Origin of the sequence: Pseudomonas sp. NPDC089996, from assembly GCF_044748405.1 — a bacterium.
Classification (GTDB): Bacteria; Pseudomonadota; Gammaproteobacteria; order Pseudomonadales; family Pseudomonadaceae; genus Aquipseudomonas.
The window spans coordinates 38,339-58,863 of the sequence record NZ_JBIVGA010000003.1 but is presented as its reverse complement, the minus strand read 5'-3'; the positions used below and the strand labels follow the sequence as shown (position 1 = coordinate 58,863).

Sequence of the window (20,525 nt, the reverse complement as noted above, 5' to 3'; positions counted from 1 at the left end):
TTGAAACTTGAATAAATGCATTGACTGCTTATGCATCAATGCATAATCTGTGTCTCAAGCCGGGCGGAAACCGGTTGTTACACAGGTGTCGAAGTGCAGGCTTCGGCTGTTCAGAGCCTTGGCGACAAAGGAGACAGGACGGTGGCGATCGAGCAACAAGTGTTACTGGAGATGCCGCTCTGGCTGGTAATTGCCCTGGCATTGGTGGGCGGCTTGTGCGGCGAGATGTGGCGGGCCGACAAGGCCGGTGCCACGGGCTGGGCGCTGCTGCGCCGGCTGGTATTGCGCTCCGGAGCGTGCATGGTTTGTGGCGTGTCGGCCGTGATGCTGTTGTATGCCGGTGGCCTGTCGATCTGGGCGGCCAGTGCATTTGGATGCATGACTGCTGTAGGTGGCGCCGACGTCGCCATGCGGCTGTATGAGCGCTGGGCCGTCCGCCGTCTGGGCTTGCGCGATACCAAGCGGGCTGATGAGCATGAGGAGAATATGCATGGATGAGCAGGCCCCTCTGCAAAGATCAGATGAACCGTGGCCTAACCGACCCTCCAATTTCGATGCATCAAGGACATTTTCTGGAAGGAGTACAGACATGCTCACTGAATCGCAATTGCTTCAGATCTTGCCAAATGCCCGTCCTGTTGCGGACGTATTTCTAGCTGCACTGAATGTCGCCTTGCCTCGTTGGGAAATTGACAAACCCAAGCGTCTGGCGGCGTTCATCGCCCAGGTCGGCCATGAATCTGGCGAGTTCCGCTACTTGACCGAACTGGGTAGCGAACACTACCTGGCCCGCTATGACACCGGTCGCCTGGCTCTGAGCCTGGGCAATACGCCACAGGCAGACAATGATGGCCAGTTGTATTGCGGGCGTGGCCTGATCCAGATTACCGGGCGCAGCAACTACGAGGCCTGCAGCCGCGCGCTGTTCGGCGACGAGCGCCTGCTGGCACAACCCAGGTTGCTCGAACAGCCGCGCTGGGCCTGCGAGTCGGCGGCGTGGTTCTGGCACTCGCGAGGGTTGAATGCCTTGGCTGACCGGGGCGAGTTCAACCGCATCACGCGCCATATCAATGGTGGGCTCAATGGCCTGGAGGAGCGTCTCAAGCTCTGGGCGCGGGCGCGCGAGGTGTTGTGTTGAGCTGATTGCAACTGGGCCTTGGGGCACTGTTGTTGGATTATGTGCGGGAGGTGCGTGGGGGCATTAGTGCATGCCTTGAGAGCTCTAGCGCCTATGAGATCGAGCGCCGCCCGCGCGGCGCTCGATCTCACAAGCGCTGAAAACTCAAGGCATGCACCCAGCAGGCACGGATCAATCGAACCTGGCCCATCGAAGACCATCCCCATCCCCTTCACCAAATGCTACGGTGTCCCCACCCCCCAAAGGACCCACTCATGGACCCGATCACCGTACTCGCTACTCGCCTCGGCGAACACCTGCGCCGCTTCAACGCCCAAGTGACCACTGCCGAATCCTGCACCGGCGGCGGCATCGCCGAGGCCATCACTCGTGTGCCCGGCAGTTCGGCCTGGTTCGAGGTTGGCTACGTGACCTACTCCAATGCCCAGAAAACCCGCCAGCTGAACGTGCCTGAAGCGCTGTTCGCCGACGTCGGCGCCGTTAGCCGGGAGGTAGTCGAGGCCATGGTTCGTGGTGCCCAGGCCGCCAGCGGCGCTCGCTTTGCAGTGGCCGTCAGTGGTGTGGCCGGGCCCGACGGTGGATCGCCGACCAAGCCAGTGGGTACCGTCTGGCTGGCCTGGGCGGATGGCGGCCAGGTAACCAGCGAGCGCCGGCACTTCGACGGTGACCGCGAAGGCGTGCGCCGACAGACGGTGATCGCCGCGTTAGACGGCTTGTTACAGCTTGGTGCCGAGTAAATCGACAACAGGGGTTTGCTCGCGCGCTTGCCTGTGGAATAATACTGGCTACTTATACAGGTATTCCGGCCGTCAGGGCCAAGTCGAACACGTGAGGATTTCAATGGACGACAACAAGAAGCGCGCCTTGGCTGCGGCCCTGGGTCAAATCGAACGCCAATTCGGCAAAGGCGCGGTCATGCGCATGGGTGACCACGAGCGCCAGGGTATTCCAGCCATTTCCACCGGCTCCCTGGGCCTGGACATCGCGCTCGGCATCGGTGGTCTGCCAAAAGGCCGTATCGTCGAAATCTACGGCCCGGAATCCTCGGGTAAAACCACACTGACCCTGTCGGTCATCGCCGAAGCCCAGAAGAACGGCGCTACTTGCGCCTTCGTCGACGCCGAACACGCCCTCGACCCTGAATACGCCGGCAAGCTGGGCGTCAACGTTGACGACCTGCTGGTCTCGCAGCCGGACACCGGCGAACAGGCCCTCGAAATCACCGACATGCTGGTGCGCTCCAACGCCGTTGACGTGATCATCGTCGACTCCGTGGCTGCACTGGTGCCGAAGGCCGAGATCGAAGGCGAGATGGGCGACATGCACGTCGGCCTGCAGGCCCGTCTGATGTCCCAGGCGCTGCGCAAGATTACTGGCAACATCAAGAACGCCAACTGCCTGGTCATCTTCATCAACCAGATCCGTATGAAGATCGGCGTGATGTTCGGCAGCCCGGAAACCACCACCGGTGGTAACGCCCTGAAGTTTTACGCCTCGGTGCGCCTGGACATCCGCCGTACCGGCGCGGTCAAGGAAGGCGACGAAGTGGTCGGCAGCGAAACCCGCGTCAAGATCGTCAAGAACAAGGTCTCGCCTCCGTTCCGTCAGGCCGAGTTCCAGATCCTCTACGGCAAGGGTATCTACCGCAACGGCGAAATCATCGACCTGGGTGTATCCCAAGGCCTGGTGGAGAAGTCCGGGGCCTGGTATGCCTACCAAGGCAACAAGATCGGCCAGGGCAAGGCCAATGCGGCCAAGTACCTGCAAGAAAATCCAGCTATCGGCGCCGAGATCGAGAAACAGATTCGCGAGAAGCTGCTCAAGGCCGGTGCTGTAGCCGAGGCCGGCAAGGCCGCTGCCGCTGACGCCAATGCAGACGATGTGGCTGACGCCGACGCCGGTTACTGATAGCTGCTGGTATGTCCGCCGTACTCGACACCCCCGTCGCCGTCAGGCGGACAGCCATGGACCTGCTCGCGCGCCGTGAGCATGGTCGCGTCGAGCTGACGCGCAAATTGCGTCAGCGCGGTGCCCCGGATGAACTGATCGAGCCTGCGCTCGATCGGCTCGCCGAAGAAGGGCTGCTTAGCGAAGCACGCTACCTCGAGAGTTTCATCCGATACCGTTCCGGTGCCGGCTATGGTCCTGCGCGTATTCGCGAGGAGCTGGGTCAGCGCGGGCTGGACCGAAGTGATGTCGAGCGGGCCCTGCGCGAAAGCGAAGTGGACTGGGCAGCGCTGTTGCGCGATACCTGGCAGCGCAAGTTCGCAGGCCTTCGCCCCCACGACCCGCGCAGTCGCGCCCAGCAGACCCGCTTCCTTGCCTACCGTGGTTTCCCCATGGACATGATCGGCCGGCTGCTCAGTGGTCGGGATCTGGATGATTACTAGTCAAATGGCCTCCTCGCTGGGAAACCCGCGATGAGGCCATTTGCTTCACCCCGCAAAATTGCCCTTTAACTGACCTTCAACGCCTCCCGCGCACGCTGAGTGGTGTGCATCGGCTCTGGCTTGGCCCAGTTTTCCGGCAAGTTGATGAAATCGACCAATTCCCGTAGCCGCCCCTGGTCACGACCGTTGAAGGCAAACGTCAGCCGGGTCAAATGACTGAAGTTGCCCACCTCGTGCTCGGCACCGCTGTCGGCGTGCTGGTGATACCGGCCACTCAGACGCAAGTCGGCAAAACCTTCCTGAATATCATGCAGTGCGGCCTCGCTGAGTCGATGGTGCATACGGATCACGAACTGATTTTTCAGCCAGCGGCTGGAGTGGTAGTTGCTGTAGAACTGGTTGATTTCTTCCACTGCCTCATCGGCGGTGTACACCAGGCGCAGCAGCTTCAGGTCACTGGGCAAGATGTAGCGGTTTTCTTCGAGTTGGCGGCTGATGAACGCCAGGCAGTCCTGCCAGAACGTGCCTCCCGGTGAGTCCAGCAGTACCACCGGTACAAGTGGGCTCTTGCCGGTCTGGATCAGCGTCAACACTTCAAGCGCTTCGTCCAGGGTGCCAAAGCCGCCAGGGCAGAGCACCAGTGCATCCGCTTCCTTGACGAAGAACAGCTTGCGAATGAAGAAGAAGTGGAAGGGCAGCAGCTTGTCGGTGCCATCCACCGTGGCATTGGCATGCTGCTCGAAGGGCAGGGTGATGTTGAAGCCCAGGCTGTGGTCACTGCCGGCTCCCTCATGGGCCGCTGCCATGATCCCGCCACCGGCCCCGGTAATGACCATCAGCTCGGAGCGGGCAAGGGTTGCCCCCAGCTCGCGAGCCAGGGCGTACATCGGGTGTTCAACGGGGGTCCGTGCCGAGCCGAACACGGTGACTTTGCGTCGCCCACGGTAGCGCTGAAGCATGCGGAACGAGTGGTCCAGTTCGCGCAGGGCCTGCAAGGTGATCTTGGCGTTCCAGCGGTCGCTGTCGTCATGGGCCATGCGCAACACCGTAAGCATCATGTCGCGGTACAACGGCAGGTTGGGGCTGTGCGGTGCGACCAATTGCAGTTGCTGGTCGATCATGCTCAGGTCGATGCCGTAGTCCTTGAAGTGATTGAACAGGTGTTCATTCGATTGGTAAGGCATTCAACGTCTCCTTCTGCAGCAAAACCTCTGACCGGGCCGATGGCGTGGCTCGGCCGCGACACTGCATGTGTCGCTGGCTGCCGTGACTCGAGTGTGCATCTCGAGCATTGCAGTAGGCCTTCAAGGCCGTGGTGCAGGGTGTCAGTCCATCTTGTTGTTTTTCGGGTGTTCGCTATCAATCTAGACCGTTGCGACTGATTGTGCAGGAGGGATCAGCGTGGCCACTCGTCGGTCTGTGACCATCCCCGGCGAGGGTTTGGTTAACTGGAGAAGCGAAACGTGTCGATGCAGGAGGTGGCGGTATGCATCGCTTGGTCATCGAGGTAGACCGGCAGCTCTATCAGCAGCTGGAACATGCGGCCCAGGATCATCATGTGAGCCTGGAAGTGGAGTGCCGTCGCAGGTTGGCCGCACTTGAGTGCCAGTCACGCCACCTGCAGGCACTGCTGGCCGATATGCGCGCCGACGAAGAGCCGCAGCGCGCCGAGGGGGAACGGGTTATCTAGTTACTTCTTCTTTTTGTTACCAGCGGTGCAGCTGGCATTGTCGAAGGCCTGGTCCATGACCGGCTGGTTGGTCTTGTACACCGTGAAGCGATAGACCATCACCGCACCTTTGGACATCAGGTTGCGAAAGCCACTGTTGCGGCACACGCTGTCGCCCAACTGGCTGCGTACCTGCTCAGGGTTCTGCTGCATGCGTGCGGCATGCTCGGCACGTACGCTGAGGTGATTGACCAACGCCTTGCCTTCAACGGTGTAGCCCTGATCGAGGATGTCTTCATTGATGGCGCGTGGGGTGCCGACACTGCTTTCCGTGGCAACCTTCTGCAGCGTCTTGTTGAGCTCGAACTCCTGCTTGGAGGCAGCCTGGGCTGTCAGTGGCAGGGTGAGCAACAGGCTCAGGGCCGGGACGATAAAACGCAGCATGAATCTCTCCTGGTTCGGTGACTGGCGCTTGGACATGCGCCGGCGACGGGCGTTCCGTGAAACCCGCTGCGTCGCAGGCAAATTCACGATGGCCGATGACGCCGATTATAAGGGACCGATTGGCTCCGCTGCACGGCCAAATGGTGCTTGCTCTGATAGACTGGCGCTTTGTTTATTCCGAGTCCCTGCAGTGTTCAGTCACAACCCGTCTACAGGCTTGCCAGCATGAGCCACGCGGTCGCACGCTTGCGTGCCGAACGCCTGGCGCGCAGCAACAAGCCTTTCATTGCCCGCGGTTCACGCGCCGAGCGTTGCTCCGATTGCCGGGTGATCGCCACCCATTGCCTGTGTGCGTGGAAGCCCAAAGTGCAGGCCGACTCTGGCGTGTGCCTGATCATGCATGACACAGAGCCATTGAAACCGACCAATACCGGCTGGTTGATCGCCGACCTGATCGAAGACACCTGCGCCTTCGGCTGGTTACGTACCTCGGTGGACGAGCGCCTGCTGGCATTGCTCGACGACCCACAATGGCAGCCCTACATCGTCTTCCCCGGCGAATTCGTCGCCCAGGAGCGTGTGGTCAGCGAGGTCGTGCGCGAACCCGGCAAACGCCCGTTGTTCATCCTGCTTGACGCCACCTGGACCGAGGCCCGCAAGATGTTCCGCAAGAGCCCGTATCTTGATCGCTTCCCGGTGCTGAGCCTGCAAGCCGAGCAGATGTCACGCTATCGCCTGCGCCGGTCCAAGCGCGATGACCATTTCTGCACGGCCGAAGTGGCGGCCATGTGCCTGGATCTGGCGGGTGACAGTCAGGCGTCCGAGGCGCTGGATGCCTACCTGGACGTGTTCAGCCTGCATTACCTCAGCGGCAAGCGTCGCCTGCCACTGGATGAGCAGGATGACACCCACCAGCGTTTGCATACCTTCCTATAGTCCAAGGGGCATACGTTCCACTTTGGTTCATAATGACGGGGCTGGCAGCCAGGGTGGGCGAGACGGCTGGGTAGTTGGTTCGACCACCTGCGGCTGTGCTCGGCATCCTCGGCGCCGATTCCCCGCCAGGCGCTTCACTTCCCCACATGCGCCTGGCACAGAACAGGATCCATAGATCGATGGCCACATACGAAATCCTGATTGCCGATGACCACCCGCTGTTTCGTAGTGCTCTGCGCCAGGCCGTTACCCTCGGCCTGGGTACTGATGTGCGCCTGGTTGAAGTGGCGAGCATCGCCGAGCTGGAAACCCGCCTGAGCGAAAAAGCCGACTGGGACCTGGTCCTGCTGGACCTGAACATGCCGGGTGCCTACGGCTTCTCCGGGCTGGTCCTGCTTCGCGGCCAGTACCCGCAGATTCCGGTAGTGATGGTCTCGGCGCAGGAAGAGGCCGCCGTGGTGGTCAAGTCCCGCGAGTTTGGTGCCAGCGGCTTCATTCCGAAGTCCAGCGGCCTGGAAGTCATTCAGGATGCCGTGAGAAAAGTGCTCGATGGCGACGTCTGGTGGCCACCGCAAGCCTTCGAAAAAGTCGATGTCTCGGCTGAAGCGAAGGCCGCCAGCGAAGGGCTGGCCAGCCTCACCCCGCAGCAGTTCCGCGTGCTGACCATGGTTTGCGAAGGTTTGCTGAACAAGCAGATTGCCTATGAGCTGAGTGTGTCGGAAGCGACCATCAAGGCCCATGTTACAGCCATCTTCCGCAAGCTGGGTGTGCGCACCCGCACCCAGGCCGCGCTGTTGCTGCAACAACTTGAATCGGTTGCCAGCAACTGACACCACCTGGATTCACGCTTTTTTGACCCGTGCCGCACTAGTCTGCTGGCCTTTCTGTTGTGAAGTGACTCACATGACATCGCCATTCAAAGGCCAGACCGGCCTGAAACGCATTTTCAACGCCGCCGGCTACTCGCTGGACGGCCTGCGCGCCGCCTTCAAGGGGGAGGCCGCCTTCCGCCAGCTGGTGCTGCTCAACGTATTGCTGATTCCGATCGCCTTCTGGCTGCCGGTCAGCCGTGCAGAGCGGGCAATCATGATTGCCGTGTGCCTGCTCGGCCTGATCGTCGAGCTGTTCAACTCGGCAGTGGAGGCCGCCATCGATCGCATTTCGCTGGAGCGCCACCCATTGTCGAAGAACGCCAAGGACATGGGCAGCGCAGCACAACTGGTGGCGTTGAGCATGGTTGCGCTGGTGTGGGGTGTGATCCTGCTTTAAGCGATTGCTGGTAACACGATCTCATCACTGCGGGTAAAGCCCGCAGTGAAATTGCGGCATAACTCCAGGAATTCACGCATCGCCGACGTCTGGTATTTCTGTTTGTGCCAGATGAAATAGAACTGGCGCATCAGGTCCAGCTCCGGGGTCTCCACCGGCACCAGGCTGCCGCGGCGGAAGGCGTCGCGCAGGGCCAGCCGGGAAATGCAGCCGATCCCCAGGCCCGATTCCACGGCGCGCTTGATCGCTTCGGTGTGTTCCAGCTCCAGGCGGATGTTCAGGCTGGTGCGGTGATGACGCATGGCCTGGTCGAAGGTCAGGCGCGTGCCTGAGCCCTGCTCACGCAAGATCCAGGCCTCCTGCGACAGGGCTTCGACATCGGCGCGCCCTGCCTTGGCCAGGGGGTGTTGCGGTGCGCAGAACACCACCAGTTCGTCCTCCACCCAAGGCTGCACCTCCAGGTCCGGGTGGTTGCAATCACCTTCGATCAGACCCAGATCAATTTCGTATTGCGCGACCTGGTGCACGATATGCGCAGTGTTCTGCACATGCAGTTTCACCTGGCTCTCCGGGTGTATCTGCATGAAGCTGCCGATCAGCAGGGTCGCCAGGTAGTTGCCGATGGTCAGCGTGGCGCCGACCGCCAGCGAGCCGAAGCCGGACTTGCCGTTGAGCAGGTCTTCGATTTCCTTGGCCTGGTCGAGCAGGGCGACGGCCTGGGGCAGCAACTGATGGCCCAGGGCGTTGAGGGCCAGGCGCTTGCCGGCACGGTCGAACAGCTGGCAGCTGGATTGCCGCTCAAGTTCGGTAATGGAAGTGCTCGCCGCCGACTGTGAAAGCGCGAGCACGCTGGCCGCCCGCGACACACTCTGGTGCTGGGCCACGGCGACGAATACCTGAAGCTGACGAAGAGTAAATCGCATATCTATATAACCGATAACACATATCTTGATAATTCAGTTAACAGATATTCTCGCTGCCCCTAAACTATCGCGCAACTGCGCGTTTTGCGCGCTGCGTTTTCTTCAGGAGCCCCATCGATGAGCAACATGAACCACGAACGTGTCCTCAGTGTGCACCACTGGAATGACACCCTGTTCAGCTTCAAGTGCACCCGCGACCCGGGCCTGCGCTTCGAGAACGGTCAGTTCGTGATGATCGGCCTGCAGCAGGAAAGCGGCCGTCCGCTCATGCGCGCCTATTCCATCGCTTCGCCGAACTGGGAAGAGCACCTGGAGTTCTTCAGCATCAAGGTGCCGGACGGCCCGCTGACCTCGCAGCTGCAGCACCTGAAGGAAGGCGACGAGATCATCATCAGCAAAAAGCCAACCGGTACCCTGGTCCTGGACGACCTGAAACCGGGCAAGCACTTGTACCTGCTGAGCACCGGCACCGGCCTGGCGCCGTTCATGAGCGTCATCCAGGACCCGGAAACCTACGAGCGCTTTGAAAAAGTGATCCTGGTTCACGGTGTGCGTTACGTCAACGAAGTCGCCTACAAAGAATTCATCACCGAGCATCTGCCGCAGAACGAGTTCTTCGGCGAGTCGGTCCGTGACAAGCTGATCTACTACCCGACCGTGACCCGCGAGCCGTTCGAAAACCAGGGCCGCCTGACCGACCTGATGCGCAGTGGCAAGCTGTTCAGCGATATCGGCCTGCCACCGATCAACCCGGAAGACGATCGCGCAATGATCTGCGGCAGCCCAAGCATGCTTGACGAAACCAGCGAAGTGCTCGACAGCTTCGGCCTCAAGGTGTCGCCACGTATGCGCGAGCCGGGTGATTACCTGATCGAGCGTGCTTTCGTCGAGAAATAAGACGAACGCGGCAACGAAAAAACGCAGACCCGGGTCTGCGTTTTTTATGCCTGCAAGGCGGTGATGTTCAACCTTCCCGAACGACTTCCAGCACTTGGATGTGGTCCGGTTGCGGGTAATGCCAGCGGACCTGAACGTCCCAGAGCTTTACCCCGTACACCCGCTCCGGCGGTGGCACCTGATACGCCGGGCGCGGGTCCTGTGCCAGGCATTGCTCGATCAGCTCCGGCAACGGCTCGCCAAGACGCAGCCCATGTTCGTGGGCCTGGGGCAGGGCATTGTCGCTCCAGGTCACGTCAATCACGACCGGCGCATCACTGGCCATCAGGTTGCGTGCGCCGGTGACACTGTCGGCATAAGGCACATACGGTTTGATATCCAGTACCGGCGTGCCGTCCAGCAAGTCGATCCCGGACAGCAGCAGGCGCCCCGGCTCCACGCCCTCCAGGCGCACCACCGACTGGCCGATGCCATTGGGGCGGTGCGTGGCGCGGGTGGCGAATACGCCCATGCTCTTGTTGCCGCCCAGGCGTGGTGGGCGCACTTTCAGGCGTGGCTTGTCTTCCAGGGCCTGATGGAACAGGAACAGCAGCCAGACATGGCTGACCTGCTCCAGCCCTGCCACCGCATCGCCTTGATCGAACGGTGGCAGCAGTTCCAGCACGCCCCGGGCGGCTGGCGCCAGCTGGGGCTGGCGCGGGATGGCGAACTTCTCCTTGAAGCAGGAGCGGACGATGCCAACCGGTGCAACCGTATGCTGCATGGTCATTCAGCCGCGCACGCGCTGGGTCAGGCCCTTGAGGAAGTTGCGCAGCAGCTGGTCGCCACACGGGCGGTAGTTGTCATGCCCGACCTTGCGAAACAGCGCGCTGAGTTCGGGCTTGGACACGGGGAAATTGACCGACTTGAGGATGACGTGCAGGTCTTCTTCCTTCAGTTCGAAGGCCACCCGCAGTTTTTTCAGGATGGTGTTATTGGTCACCGGCAGCTCGACCGGCTGCGCCGGGCGGCTGTCGTCCTTGCCCCGGCGATGGATCACCAGGCCGTCAAGGAAGTGCGCCATGACCCGGTCCGGGCAGCGCACGAAACCGGCCTCGTCTTCCTTCTTCAAGTAGGTAGCCAGTACGATCGGGTTAACTTCGAGGCCGGACAGCGCGATGATTTCGGCCATCTTGGCGTCGTTCACCTTGAGCATGTAGCGCAGGCTGCGCAGGACATCGTTGTGGTTCATTGCTGCAAAATCCTGTTCAGTAGCCACGCCAAGGCGTGGCGCGGTGCTTAGAAACGTTCGGTCGCCGCCAGGTAACGCCACTGCGCCACGGGCAGCTTGCCCATCGATACACCACCCAGGCGAATGCGGCGCATGCCCAGCACCTCCAGGCGCAAGTAGGCGCACAGCTCGGAAAGCTGCCCGGGTTGCGGGTTTTTCACGACCATGCGCAGGTGGGTCTCGTTCTGCCAGCTGGCCTTGGCCCTGGGCAGCTCCCGGTCATTGCGCGTGGCGCCGCGCGCCAGGCGCTCCAGGGCCTGGGGTGTGGTCTCGCCGCGCACTTCGATGATGTATTCCTGTTCCATGCGACGCAGGTCGGCGTCGATCTTGCGCGTAACCCGCCAGTCCTGAGTGAACACCTGCAGGCCGCTGGCACCGCGTTCCAGCGGAGCCAGGCAGGTCAACCGGGCGAAATGCCCGTGCAACGGCCGCACGCCTTCGCGGTGGGCCTCGCTGAGGCTGCCCATGTTCATGCTGGCGCGAGCGGTTTCGCTGTCGACACCAGCCGCCTGATGCAGCAGCAGAGTGACCGGCTCCAATGCCTCGGCGCGTGCGCCTGGCAGCAGTTCGACGCGCTGGTCGTCGACCTTGAACTGGGGTTGCTCGACCACCACGCCATCGACCGTGACCCAACCTCCTTCGATGTACAGCTCGGCCTCGCGGCGGGAGCAACCAAGCTGCTCGATGAGGCGTTTGGACAGGCGGACGAGTTCGGACATGGGGCAATTCGCACGGCAGGGAAAGACCTGCATTGTACCTGCCTGCAGGCGGTTGATGATGGGAATCTGTGTCAAATGCGCCATTTTGGAGGCAGAGCACGGCATATTCGGACGCCGCCTTAGAAGGCTGTAGGAATGAGCCTCATATGCAGCAGGGGATAAGGCTGCCCCAAGCCATCCGTTTCCGAGCGGCCGACCACTTCGAAGCCTTCATGCAGGTAGAAGCCCAGGGCCTGGGGATTCTGTTCGTTGACGTCCAGGCGTACGGCATTCAGTTCATCGATGGCGTACCGCAGCAAGCGCTTGCCAACCCCCATGCCACGGCAGCCCGGAGCCACGAACAGCATGTGTACGCAGCCGTTGGCGACCCCGGCAAAGCCGCAGATATGTTGACGATCCCGGCAGCAGATCAGCATCACGGCGTCGAGGTAGCGGCGCAGCACCTGCTCGCGCAACAGCAGGATGTAGCCGTCGGGAAGGAAGTCATGGGTTGCCCGCACCGAGTCTTCCCAGAGCTGCACCAGTTCGCCGTAGTCGCTGTAGCGCGGGGTTTGCAGCGTCAGAGCCGAATGCATGCCGGTGTACCTCCTGGGCGATCAGGAAACCATAGCAGGCCAGCCACGCATCCTGACGAAAAAAGCCCCTGCCGGGTATTTCCACATTGGGAATACCCGGCAGGGGCTTTTCATGTCTCGGCCGGTTTAGACAGGCTCGGCCCACATGTCGTATTCATCGGCATCCACCACGCGGCAACGCACTTTGTCGCCCGGCTTGAAACCATGGTCGCCGTCGATGAACACGCTGCCGTCGATTTCCGGCGCATCGAAGAAGCTGCGGCCAACCGAACCCTGCTCTTCGACTTCGTCGATCAGTACTTCGATTTCCTTGCCGATACGCAGCTGCAGGCGTGCGGAGCTTATGGCCTGCTGGTGCGCCATGAACCGGTCCCAACGCTCCTGCTTGACATCATCGGGCACTTCTTCCAGGCCGAGGTCATTGGCCGGTGCACCTTCGACCGGCGAGTACTGGAAGCAGCCGACGCGGTCGAGCTGGGCTTCGGTGAGCCAGTCCAGCAGGTACTGGAAGTCTTCCTCGGTCTCGCCAGGAAAGCCGACGATAAAGGTCGAGCGGATCACCAGCTCAGGGCATTGCTCGCGCCAGTTCTTGATGCGCGCCAGGGTGCGGTCTTCGAAGGCCGGGCGCTTCATCGACTTGAGGACCTTGGGGCTGGCGTGCTGGAACGGGATGTCCAGGTACGGGAGGATCTTGCCAGCGGCCATCAGCGGGATCACGTCGTCGACGTTCGGGTATGGGTAGACGTAGTGCAGGCGCACCCAGGCACCCAGGCTGCTCAGTGCTTCGCACAGTTCGAGCATGCGGGTCTTGACCGGGCGGCCGTTCCAGAAGTCGGTCTTGTACTTGACGTCGACGCCGTAGGCGCTGGTGTCCTGGGAGATCACCAGGATTTCCTTGACCCCGGCCTTGACCAGGCGCTCGGCCTCGCTCAGCACTTCACCGACCGGGCGGCTGACCAGCTTGCCGCGCATCGACGGGATGATGCAGAAGCTGCAGCTGTGGTTGCAGCCTTCGGAAATCTTCAGGTAGGCGTAGTGGCGCGGAGTCAGCTTGACACCCTGCGGCGGCACCAGGTCGATCAGCGGGTTGTGATCCTGGCGCGGTGGCACCACTTCGTGTACGGCGTTGACCACCTGCTCGTACTGCTGCGGGCCGGTCACCGACAGTACGCTTGGGTGCACATCACGGATACTGCCTTCTTCGACACCCATGCAGCCAGTGACGATGACCTTGCCGTTTTCCTTGATCGCTTCACCGATCACTTCCAGCGACTCGGCCTTGGCGCTGTCGATGAAGCCGCAGGTGTTGACCACCACTACATCGGCATCCTCGTAGGTGGGCACGACTTCATAGCCTTCCATGCGCAGCTGGGTCAGGATGCGCTCGGAATCGACCAGGGCCTTGGGGCAACCCAGGCTGACGAAACCAACCTTGGGGGTGGCGGGAGTGGTGGACATGACTAACCTCGGTATTGAATGCAGTTCGCCCTGGCGCAGCCGGGGCGATCTTGACGGGCGCTTTGGGCGCCTCTGATCAAAAAGTGCGCAATTCTAGCGAGCGCAAGGTCGCTTGACCAGCAGAAAAGCGACGAACGCTGCGCTATGCTTCGCGCCATTGCACCGGGTTCAATGCGTGCCCTTGGCGCAGAGGTGAATTCTACTGGCCTTCAAGGCCACCTGCGGGAGTGTTCGATGGTTCAGGCAAGCAGTCACGCCGAAGGCGGGCACGCGGGGAAGCAGGGCGCGACACGGTCGCTGGGCCTGCTCGTGGCGGCGGTCGGGGTAGTTTACGGCGATATCGGTACCAGCCCCTTGTATACCTTGAAAGAGGTATTCACTGGCGGTTACGGGGTGCCGGTCAACCATGATGGCGTGCTGGGCATCCTCTCGCTGATCCTCTGGTCACTGCTGTGGGTGGTGTCGTTCAAGTACGTGATGTTCATCCTGCGCGCCGACAACCAGGGCGAGGGTGGCACCATGGCGTTGACCGCACTGGCGCGACGGGCCACGGCGGCCCATCCGCGCCTGCGCGCGCTGATGGTCGTCTGTGGCCTGATCGGCGCCTCGCTGTTCTACGGTGACAGCATGATCACCCCAGCGGTGTCGGTGTTGTCTGCGGTAGAGGGCATGGGCCTGGCCTTCGACGGCATCGACCACTGGGTAGTGCCCATTTCGTTGGTGGTGCTGGTGGCCTTGTTCCTCGTGCAGAAGCACGGCACCGACAAGATCGGCAAGTTATTCGGCCCGATCATGGTCGTCTGGTTCCTGGCCCTTGCCGCACTGGGGGTGCATGGCATTTCCCAGAGCCCGGAAGTGCTCAAGGCATTCAACCCCGGCTGGGCGGTGAACTTCTTCATCGTCCACCCTGGGATGGGGGTGGCCATTCTCGGCGCCGTGGTGCTGGCGCTGACCGGCGCCGAGGCACTGTATGCCGACATGGGGCATTTCGGGCGCAAACCGATCGCTCGCGCCTGGTTTGCCCTGGTGCTTCCGGCACTGGTACTCAACTACTTCGGCCAAGGCGCAATCTTGCTGCAAAACCCCGAGGCCGCCCGCAACCCGTTCTACCTGCTGGCGCCAGGCTGGGCACTGCTGCCGATGGTCGGGCTGTCGACCATGGCCACGGTGATCGCTTCGCAGGCTGTGATTTCCGGGGCCTTCTCCCTGACTCGCCAGGCCATCCAGCTTGGCTATATCCCGCGCATGCAGATCCAGCATACCTCCAGCCACGAACAGGGCCAGATCTACATCGGCGCGGTGAACTGGACATTGATGGTGGGTGTGGTGCTGCTGGTGATCGGCTTCGAGTCCTCCGGCGCACTGGCGGCAGCTTATGGTGTAGCCGTGACCGGGACCATGCTGATGACCACTGTGCTGGTGTCTTCGGTAATGCTGTTGCTGTGGAAATGGCCACCGGTGCTGGCGGTACCGATCCTGCTCGGCTTCCTCTTCGTCGATGGGCTGTTCTTCGCTGCCAACGTGCCGAAGATTGTTCAGGGCGGTGCCTTCCCTGTGCTCGCAGCCATCGTTCTATTCCTGCTCATGAGCACCTGGAAGCGCGGCAAGCAGATTCTGGTGGAGCGCATCGATGAAGGTGGGCTGCCGCTGCCGGTGTTCATCAGCAGCATTCGCGTGCAGCCCCCGCATCGGGTCGAAGGCACGGCGGTGTTCCTGACGGCGCGGGCAGATGCGGTGCCCCATGCACTGCTGCACAACATGCTGCACAACCAGGTGCTGCACAGCCAGGTGGTGTTGCTGACCGTGGTCAGTGAGGACCGCCCACGGGTACCGGACCAGGAGCGTTTCGAGGTCGAGGCCTATGGCGATGGCTTCTTCCGCGTGCTGCTGCACTTTGGTTTCATGGACGAGCCGGATGTGCCGGCGGCGCTGAAGTTGTGCCACCTGGACGAACTGGATTTCAGCCCGATGCGCACCACCTACTTCCTTAGCCGGGAAACGGTCATTGCATCGCGTCTGGAGGGTATGTCGCGCTGGAGGGGCAACCTGTTCGCGTTCCTGCTGAAGAACGCCAACGGCAACTTGCGCTTCTTCAACCTGCCGTTGAACCGGGTGATCGAATTGGGCACCCAGGTCGAGATCTGAGTTGCCGGGGCCGCAGAGGGGCCCCAATCATTTTCAGTTCTGTGCAGCCACGCTGGATTTGCCCTGACGGGTCTCGATCTCGTCGATCAGGCGTTTGGCCAGTGCCGGGTAGTTCTCGTCGAAGTGATGGCCACCTGGCAGCTTCATACGCTCGCCCACTGCGGTCTTGTCAGTGCAGCCGCTTTCGTCGGACTCTTCGACGCCATATACACACACCACCTTGGACGCCGGCAGCCTGGCCATTTCCGGCCCGGTCGGTGCCTCCTGGCCTTCCTTGCCCAACCAGCCCTCAACTTCGATCTCGAAGCTGCCACTGCGGGCGAACGCCAGCAGCACGACTGCGTCGATACGCTGCTGGTCTTCGGCCGGCAGGCGGTTGTAGATGGCGGGCAGCACGTCGGCGCCGAACGAATAACCGGTCAGCACGAAGCGCTTGGTGCCCCACTTCTGACGGTAATGCTGCATCAGCTCCGACAGGTCGGCGGCGCTTTGCTCCGGGGTCTTGTGCTGCCAGTAGTAGCGCAGGGTGTCGATACCGACCACCGGGAAGCCGAGCTTGGCCATTTCGCCTGCCACGTCGCGGTCCAGGTCGCGCCAGCCGCCGTCACCGGACAGGAACAGGGTGACGGTGTCGGTGGTCTGGCCGGCCGGGACTTCCACCACCGGGATTGCCAGGGCGTTGCCGTCGCGGCCGACCAAGGCCTGGGTCAGCTGGGCCTTGAGCACCTGTGGCAGGTGAATGTCATAGTCGCTGATGCTGGTCTCGGCGTTGGCCTGGTCGCGCACGAAGGCGGCACTGGCGTCGTCCGGGTTGTCGTTCCAGGCGACGTTCCAGTGGCCGTGGACGGCCGACTTCGGCAGTTCGGCCTTGCAGCCCGGCTGCTCCAGGTTGAAATCGACCGAGATGGCCCGTGCCTTGTCGTCACTCTGGGTGGCCAGCCAGCGCCATGCCTGGGCTGCCCCTGGGCCGATGCCGGCGACCAGGGTCGGTTTGTCGGAAAGCTTGGTCAGTGCCTGGTCCATGGCCTGTTGTTGCTTGGCGCAGTCGTTGGGCGGCAGGATTACCTGGACCAGTTGCGCTTCGCCGGCCTGGCTCAGGTCCATTAGCTGCTTGTCGGTCAAGGCCTGGTCCTGGGGTACGCCGATGGCGACCCGGGCCTTGGCATGTACGCCCGGGGTGACGCGGGTGATGCTGGTGTCATCGAGGGTCAGTTGCTCCAGCCGTGCCTCGGGGGCTGGCCGGGCCCACAGCCAAAAGCCCGCGGCGCCTGCGAGGGCGGCCAGTAACAGGGGAATCAGTACGTACAGCCAATAGCGTCGGATCATCAACGTTTCACCAATCCAGTCAGGCCGCCGGCAATCAGGGCGGCAGTATCGGCCAGTGCCACCAGCGGGTCGAGCCCGGCCGGCACGGCCATGTAACGAGGTTCCCAGTCCGGCTGGAACTTGTCCTTGAAGCGCCGTAGGCCCTGGAAGTTGTAGAGCTGCTCGCCACGGCGGAACACCATGGAACCCAAGCGCTGGGTCAGGGGCGCGCCGCGCCGTGGCTGCAGGCCGGAAAGCGGGACCATGCCCAGGCTGAAGCGCCCGTAGTCATGGCTTTTGTAATGCAGGATCAAGCCGATCATCATGAATTCCATGGTCAGCTTCGGCGCTTCGGGATGCGCGCGCATCAGGTCGAGGCTGGCCAGTTCGTTGCGGTGGGTTTCCAGCAGGTTGGCGAACGCCACCGGCCGGCCCTGGAAACGAATCAGTGCGATACGGAAGTGCTGCAGGTACTCGGGGCTGAAGCGTCCCAGCGAGAAGCCTTTCTCGCGTACGTTCTTGCCGCCCAGCCAGGCGTCGGAAATCTCCTTGAGCTCGGCCAGCGGGGCGTGGCCGGGTTCGTGGATCTCCAGGCTCAGGCCATCCCGACCACCGCGGTTCCAGGTGTAGCGCAGGTCCTTCATTTCCTTGCCCTTGGCTTCGAGGTCGAAACGGCGCAGGTCGACCCGCGCCTCTTCGCCCAGCTTCAGGGCAGTCAGGCCGATATCCATGTAGAACGGCAGGTTCTCCGCGCGCACCTGGTAGAACACCGGGCGGGCGTGGTGCAGGTCGCACAGGTCGCGGAACTGCCAGATCATTTCGGCACGTTCCTGGGCCGGGCCGATCGGGTCGTACAGCGCCACCAGGCTGCGGCCGCGACGGGCATACATGAGGAAAGCATTGTCGCTGGGGTGGAACAGCAATGCCTTGTCACCGGTCAGTGCCAGGCCGCCGTCAGGCTGGTCGGAGGCCAGCAGGATACGGTTGGCGCGCTGCAACTCCGTGTCGTCTGGCAGGTGAATGACCGGGCGGGCGGTGCGCAGCAGCCAGGTCAGGGCGACGATAACCAGCAGCACCGCGCTGCCCAGTGCCGCACGCAGGCCGCGCGGGGCGTCGGCGTCCAGGGTGAATTGCCACCACAGCTTGTGGGTATAGGGTACGTCCTGGTAGGCAAATAGCAGCAGCCACACCGAGGCACCGACCACGCAGGCGCTGGCGACCAGGTACACCGGCGAGAACGGCAGTTCGAGCAGGCGGCTCGGCCGGTAGAACGAACGGCGGAATATGGCCAGCAGCGCGGCGGTCAGGGTCAACAGGCTGGCTTCTTCCCAGTCGAAGCCTTTGAGTATCGACAGCAGTGCACCGACCAGCAGCAGCACGGTGGTCAGCAGCCAGGCCGCCGACAGGCGTCGGCGCAAACCCTGGGCCAGCAGCAGGCAGAGTACGCCGATCAGGCTTGCGCCAAAGTGCGATGCGTCGATCAGCCGGTGCGGTACGAGAAAGCCCATGTGCTCCAGTCGCGTGTCGATCTCCGGGGTAGCGCCGGAGAACAGCAACACTACGCCAGACAGGAACACCAGAATCGCCAGAATCGGCGCGCCTAGCCCCGATGCCGCCTTGATTGCCTGCTGGGCGAACAGCAGGCGGCGTGCTTCGTTGACCAGCAACAGCCCACAGGCTAGCAGCAGGGGCAGGACCACGTAGATCAGCCGGTACAGCAGCAGCGCGGCGGCCAGGGGCGCGGCACCGAGCTGGTCGGCGAAAGCGGCCAGCAGGATCGCTTCGAATACGCCGACACCACCCGGCACATGGCTGAGTACGCCAGCGGCCAGTGCCAGCAGATAGACCAGCACGAAGGCACCGAAAGGTGGGGCCTCGGGCAGCAGCAGGTAGAGGACGGTGGCAGCAGCGGCTACGTCCAGCGCGGTGATCAGCAGCTGCAGGGCCGCCAGGCGGCCACCGGGCAGGCGCAGGGTACGACGGCCCAGTTGTACCAGCAGGTTGTCAGCCAGCGGCTGTGCCGGCAGGCGGCGACGATACAGCCCGATCACCAGCACGGCAGTCAGGACCAGCACGGCAACGGCGATGCCGGCCAGCACCGTCGCTGGCAAGCGCAGGGCCGCTGCCGCCGCCGGCAGGTTGCTCAAGGTGGCCAGGGCCGCCAGCGGTGGCAGCGCGCAACCCAGCGACAGGCTGGCAAACACGGTCATGCGCGCGACTTCTGCGGCGCCTAGACCCTGGCGCGCATACAGGCGATAGCGCACCGAGCCACCCGAGAGCATCGACAGGCCGATCGCGTTGCCAATGGCAAAGGCGCTGAAGCCGCCCATCACCAGGGCGCGTGGGGGCAACTTGACGGCTGCGAATCGGCTGGCCGACCACTCGTAGCCCAGCAGGATCACGAATCCTGCCACGGTCGCCAGCAGGGCACCCATCAGTGACTGTGCCGGTACGTCGAGCATGGCATCGTGGAGGGCGTAGATGTCCAGCTCGCTCAACAGATGCCGGCAGGCGATCAGTGCCATGGCAAACAACAGCAGTGTCACAGCCAGGCCAATCGGTTGACGGTAACGGCTTATACGCTCCAGCCAGGGCAGGCGTTGGGCAGCAGTCGGCAGGGCCGAGGCAAGGGGCACCTGAGGTTCAGGGTTGTGCGATGTCATGAGATGCCTCGAGCGAACTGCGCGAGGTGGGGGAGAGCGGCGGCCAAGTGAAAGTCCCTTTGGTAAACGTATCCAGATATTACTCCGGGCAACGTTACTTTCAGTCGTCCGGCAGTGTTAAAGATAGTTCATCCTCAAGGCGAAGCCTCAAACGGGCGGGTTTGCTTGAGGCAGAGGAAATTTTTCAGGCGACGAAATGCAACAAACCCCGCGCTGCTGTTACACAGGCGGGGTTTGTTCTGACGAATATGGTTGCGGGAGCCGGATTTGAACCGACGACCTTCGGGTTATGAGCCCGACGAGCTACCAGGCTGCTCCATCCCGCGTCAGAGGTGCGCATTCTATAGACTTGCTTGATCAAGTCAAGCGTTAGCTGAAAAATGACGCGTAATGGTTTCAGGCATTTATCTGCAGGCAAAGAAAAAGGCCACTGCGTTAACAGTGGCCTTTTCTCGAATCTGGTTGCGGGAGCCGGATTTGAACCGACGACCTTCGGGTTATGAGCCCGACGAGCTACCAGGCTGCTCCATCCCGCGCCTGTGGGATCGAATTCTACAGCGTAAGCGCCTGGTGTCAAGCGCTAGTTGTTGATTTCTCTTGGTTTTATTTCACCGGTCAAATTCGGGGCAAAAGAAAAAGGCCACTGCGTTAACAGTGGCCTTTTCTCGAATCTGGTTGCGGGAGCCGGATTTGAACCGACGACCTTCGGGTTATGAGCCCGACG

Annotated in this window: 21 protein-coding genes and 3 tRNA genes (1 of these 24 cut by a window edge); 11 read left to right on the top strand and 13 right to left on the bottom strand. The window is 62.1% G+C overall.

What is annotated here, in order from left to right:
* The first annotated feature begins 141 nt into the window (after positions 1–141).
* The 5 genes from ACIPW4_RS05795 (at position 142) to recX (ending at position 3,528) form a co-directional block, all read left to right on the top strand.
* Complete coding sequence (locus tag ACIPW4_RS05795) at positions 142–498, top strand: phage holin family protein (protein WP_400655669.1); 357 nt, start codon at positions 142–144, stop codon at positions 496–498.
* Positions 499–589: 91 nt separating this feature from the next.
* On the top strand, positions 590–1,138 hold the full coding sequence (locus tag ACIPW4_RS05790; RefSeq protein WP_400655667.1) for a glycoside hydrolase family 19 protein: 549 nt from the start codon (positions 590–592) through the stop codon (positions 1,136–1,138).
* Between the two features lie 254 nt (positions 1,139–1,392).
* Complete coding sequence (locus ACIPW4_RS05785) at positions 1,393–1,875, top strand: CinA family protein (protein ID WP_400655665.1); 483 nt, start codon at positions 1,393–1,395, stop codon at positions 1,873–1,875.
* A 103-nt stretch (positions 1,876–1,978) separates the two neighbouring features.
* Positions 1,979–3,046: a recombinase RecA gene (gene recA / locus ACIPW4_RS05780; protein WP_027919991.1), complete on the top strand. Its 1,068-nt coding sequence runs from the start codon at positions 1,979–1,981 to the stop codon at positions 3,044–3,046.
* 11 nt (positions 3,047–3,057) lie between these two features.
* Entirely contained in the window at positions 3,058–3,528 is a 471-nt protein-coding gene (recX, locus tag ACIPW4_RS05775; protein ID WP_400655663.1) for a recombination regulator RecX, read from the top strand.
* A 65-nt stretch (positions 3,529–3,593) separates the two neighbouring features.
* Here the strand turns inward: recX and ACIPW4_RS05770 are convergent, their stop codons facing one another.
* Positions 3,594–4,712, bottom strand: a complete 1,119-nt coding sequence (locus ACIPW4_RS05770; protein ID WP_400655661.1) for an LOG family protein — start codon at positions 4,710–4,712, stop codon at positions 3,594–3,596.
* A gap of 302 nt (positions 4,713–5,014) precedes the next feature.
* On the opposite strand from ACIPW4_RS05770, the gene ACIPW4_RS05765 reads away from it, so the two are divergent.
* Positions 5,015–5,218, top strand: coding sequence for a hypothetical protein (locus ACIPW4_RS05765; protein WP_400655659.1), 204 nt, complete (start codon positions 5,015–5,017; stop codon positions 5,216–5,218).
* On the opposite strand, the gene ACIPW4_RS05760 is transcribed toward ACIPW4_RS05765, so the two are convergent.
* On the bottom strand, positions 5,219–5,641 hold the full coding sequence (locus ACIPW4_RS05760) for a quorum-sensing-regulated virulence factor family protein (protein WP_400655658.1): 423 nt from the start codon (positions 5,639–5,641) through the stop codon (positions 5,219–5,221).
* A 225-nt stretch (positions 5,642–5,866) separates the two neighbouring features.
* On the opposite strand from ACIPW4_RS05760, the gene ACIPW4_RS05755 reads away from it, so the two are divergent.
* The 3 genes from ACIPW4_RS05755 (at position 5,867) to ACIPW4_RS05745 (ending at position 7,846) form a co-directional block, all read left to right on the top strand.
* The gene (locus ACIPW4_RS05755; RefSeq protein ID WP_400655656.1) at positions 5,867–6,577 is read left to right on the top strand and encodes a tRNA-uridine aminocarboxypropyltransferase; all 711 of its coding nucleotides are present in this window, start codon (positions 5,867–5,869) and stop codon (positions 6,575–6,577) included.
* A 179-nt stretch (positions 6,578–6,756) separates the two neighbouring features.
* A complete protein-coding gene (gene erdR, locus ACIPW4_RS05750) occupies positions 6,757–7,407 on the top strand; it encodes a response regulator transcription factor ErdR (RefSeq protein WP_027919985.1) in 651 nt (216 codons plus the stop codon).
* Between the two features lie 73 nt (positions 7,408–7,480).
* A complete protein-coding gene (locus ACIPW4_RS05745) occupies positions 7,481–7,846 on the top strand; it encodes a diacylglycerol kinase (RefSeq protein WP_060484470.1) in 366 nt (121 codons plus the stop codon).
* On the opposite strand, the gene finR is transcribed toward ACIPW4_RS05745, so the two are convergent.
* A complete protein-coding gene (gene finR / locus ACIPW4_RS05740; protein WP_400655653.1) occupies positions 7,843–8,769 on the bottom strand; it encodes a LysR family transcriptional regulator FinR in 927 nt (308 codons plus the stop codon). The two genes, ACIPW4_RS05745 and finR, sit on opposite strands and share 4 nt — an antisense overlap.
* A 117-nt stretch (positions 8,770–8,886) precedes the next feature.
* Between finR and fpr the strand changes: the two genes are divergently transcribed.
* Complete coding sequence (gene fpr, locus ACIPW4_RS05735) at positions 8,887–9,666, top strand: ferredoxin-NADP reductase (RefSeq protein ID WP_400655651.1); 780 nt, start codon at positions 8,887–8,889, stop codon at positions 9,664–9,666.
* A gap of 67 nt (positions 9,667–9,733) precedes the next feature.
* Here the strand turns inward: fpr and tsaA are convergent, their stop codons facing one another.
* From tsaA to rimO, 5 genes are all read right to left on the bottom strand, one after another.
* Positions 9,734–10,429 (bottom strand): tRNA (N6-threonylcarbamoyladenosine(37)-N6)-methyltransferase TrmO, encoded by a 696-nt coding sequence (gene tsaA / locus ACIPW4_RS05730; protein WP_400655649.1) that lies wholly within the window; start codon positions 10,427–10,429, stop codon positions 9,734–9,736.
* A gap of 6 nt (positions 10,430–10,435) precedes the next feature.
* Positions 10,436–10,897, bottom strand: coding sequence for a DUF1456 family protein (locus tag ACIPW4_RS05725; RefSeq protein WP_400655648.1), 462 nt, complete (start codon positions 10,895–10,897; stop codon positions 10,436–10,438).
* 47 nt (positions 10,898–10,944) lie between these two features.
* The gene (locus tag ACIPW4_RS05720) at positions 10,945–11,655 is read right to left on the bottom strand and encodes an rRNA pseudouridine synthase (protein WP_400655646.1); all 711 of its coding nucleotides are present in this window, start codon (positions 11,653–11,655) and stop codon (positions 10,945–10,947) included.
* A gap of 119 nt (positions 11,656–11,774) precedes the next feature.
* A complete protein-coding gene (locus ACIPW4_RS05715) occupies positions 11,775–12,230 on the bottom strand; it encodes a GNAT family N-acetyltransferase (RefSeq protein WP_400655644.1) in 456 nt (151 codons plus the stop codon).
* A gap of 126 nt (positions 12,231–12,356) precedes the next feature.
* Positions 12,357–13,688, bottom strand: coding sequence for a 30S ribosomal protein S12 methylthiotransferase RimO (gene rimO, locus ACIPW4_RS05710; RefSeq protein WP_046787966.1), 1,332 nt, complete (start codon positions 13,686–13,688; stop codon positions 12,357–12,359).
* 234 nt (positions 13,689–13,922) lie between these two features.
* On the opposite strand from rimO, the gene ACIPW4_RS05705 reads away from it, so the two are divergent.
* On the top strand, positions 13,923–15,833 hold the full coding sequence (locus ACIPW4_RS05705) for a potassium transporter Kup (protein WP_400655642.1): 1,911 nt from the start codon (positions 13,923–13,925) through the stop codon (positions 15,831–15,833).
* 33 nt (positions 15,834–15,866) lie between these two features.
* Here ACIPW4_RS05705 and ACIPW4_RS05700 read toward each other — a convergent pair whose 3' ends face one another.
* The 5 genes from ACIPW4_RS05700 to ACIPW4_RS05680 form a co-directional block, all read right to left on the bottom strand.
* The gene (locus tag ACIPW4_RS05700; protein WP_400655640.1) at positions 15,867–17,159 is read right to left on the bottom strand and encodes a virulence factor family protein; all 1,293 of its coding nucleotides are present in this window, start codon (positions 17,157–17,159) and stop codon (positions 15,867–15,869) included.
* Complete coding sequence (gene mprF / locus ACIPW4_RS05695; protein ID WP_400655637.1) at positions 17,159–19,801, bottom strand: bifunctional lysylphosphatidylglycerol flippase/synthetase MprF; 2,643 nt, start codon at positions 19,799–19,801, stop codon at positions 17,159–17,161. The genes ACIPW4_RS05700 and mprF overlap by 1 nt, the downstream gene beginning before the upstream one ends.
* Before the next feature lie 249 nt (positions 19,802–20,050).
* Positions 20,051–20,127, bottom strand: a tRNA-Met gene (locus tag ACIPW4_RS05690).
* A 133-nt stretch (positions 20,128–20,260) separates the two neighbouring features.
* A tRNA-Met gene (locus ACIPW4_RS05685) sits at positions 20,261–20,337 on the bottom strand.
* 136 nt (positions 20,338–20,473) lie between these two features.
* Positions 20,474–20,525: transfer RNA gene (locus tag ACIPW4_RS05680), tRNA-Met, on the bottom strand (it continues 125 nt past the right edge of the window).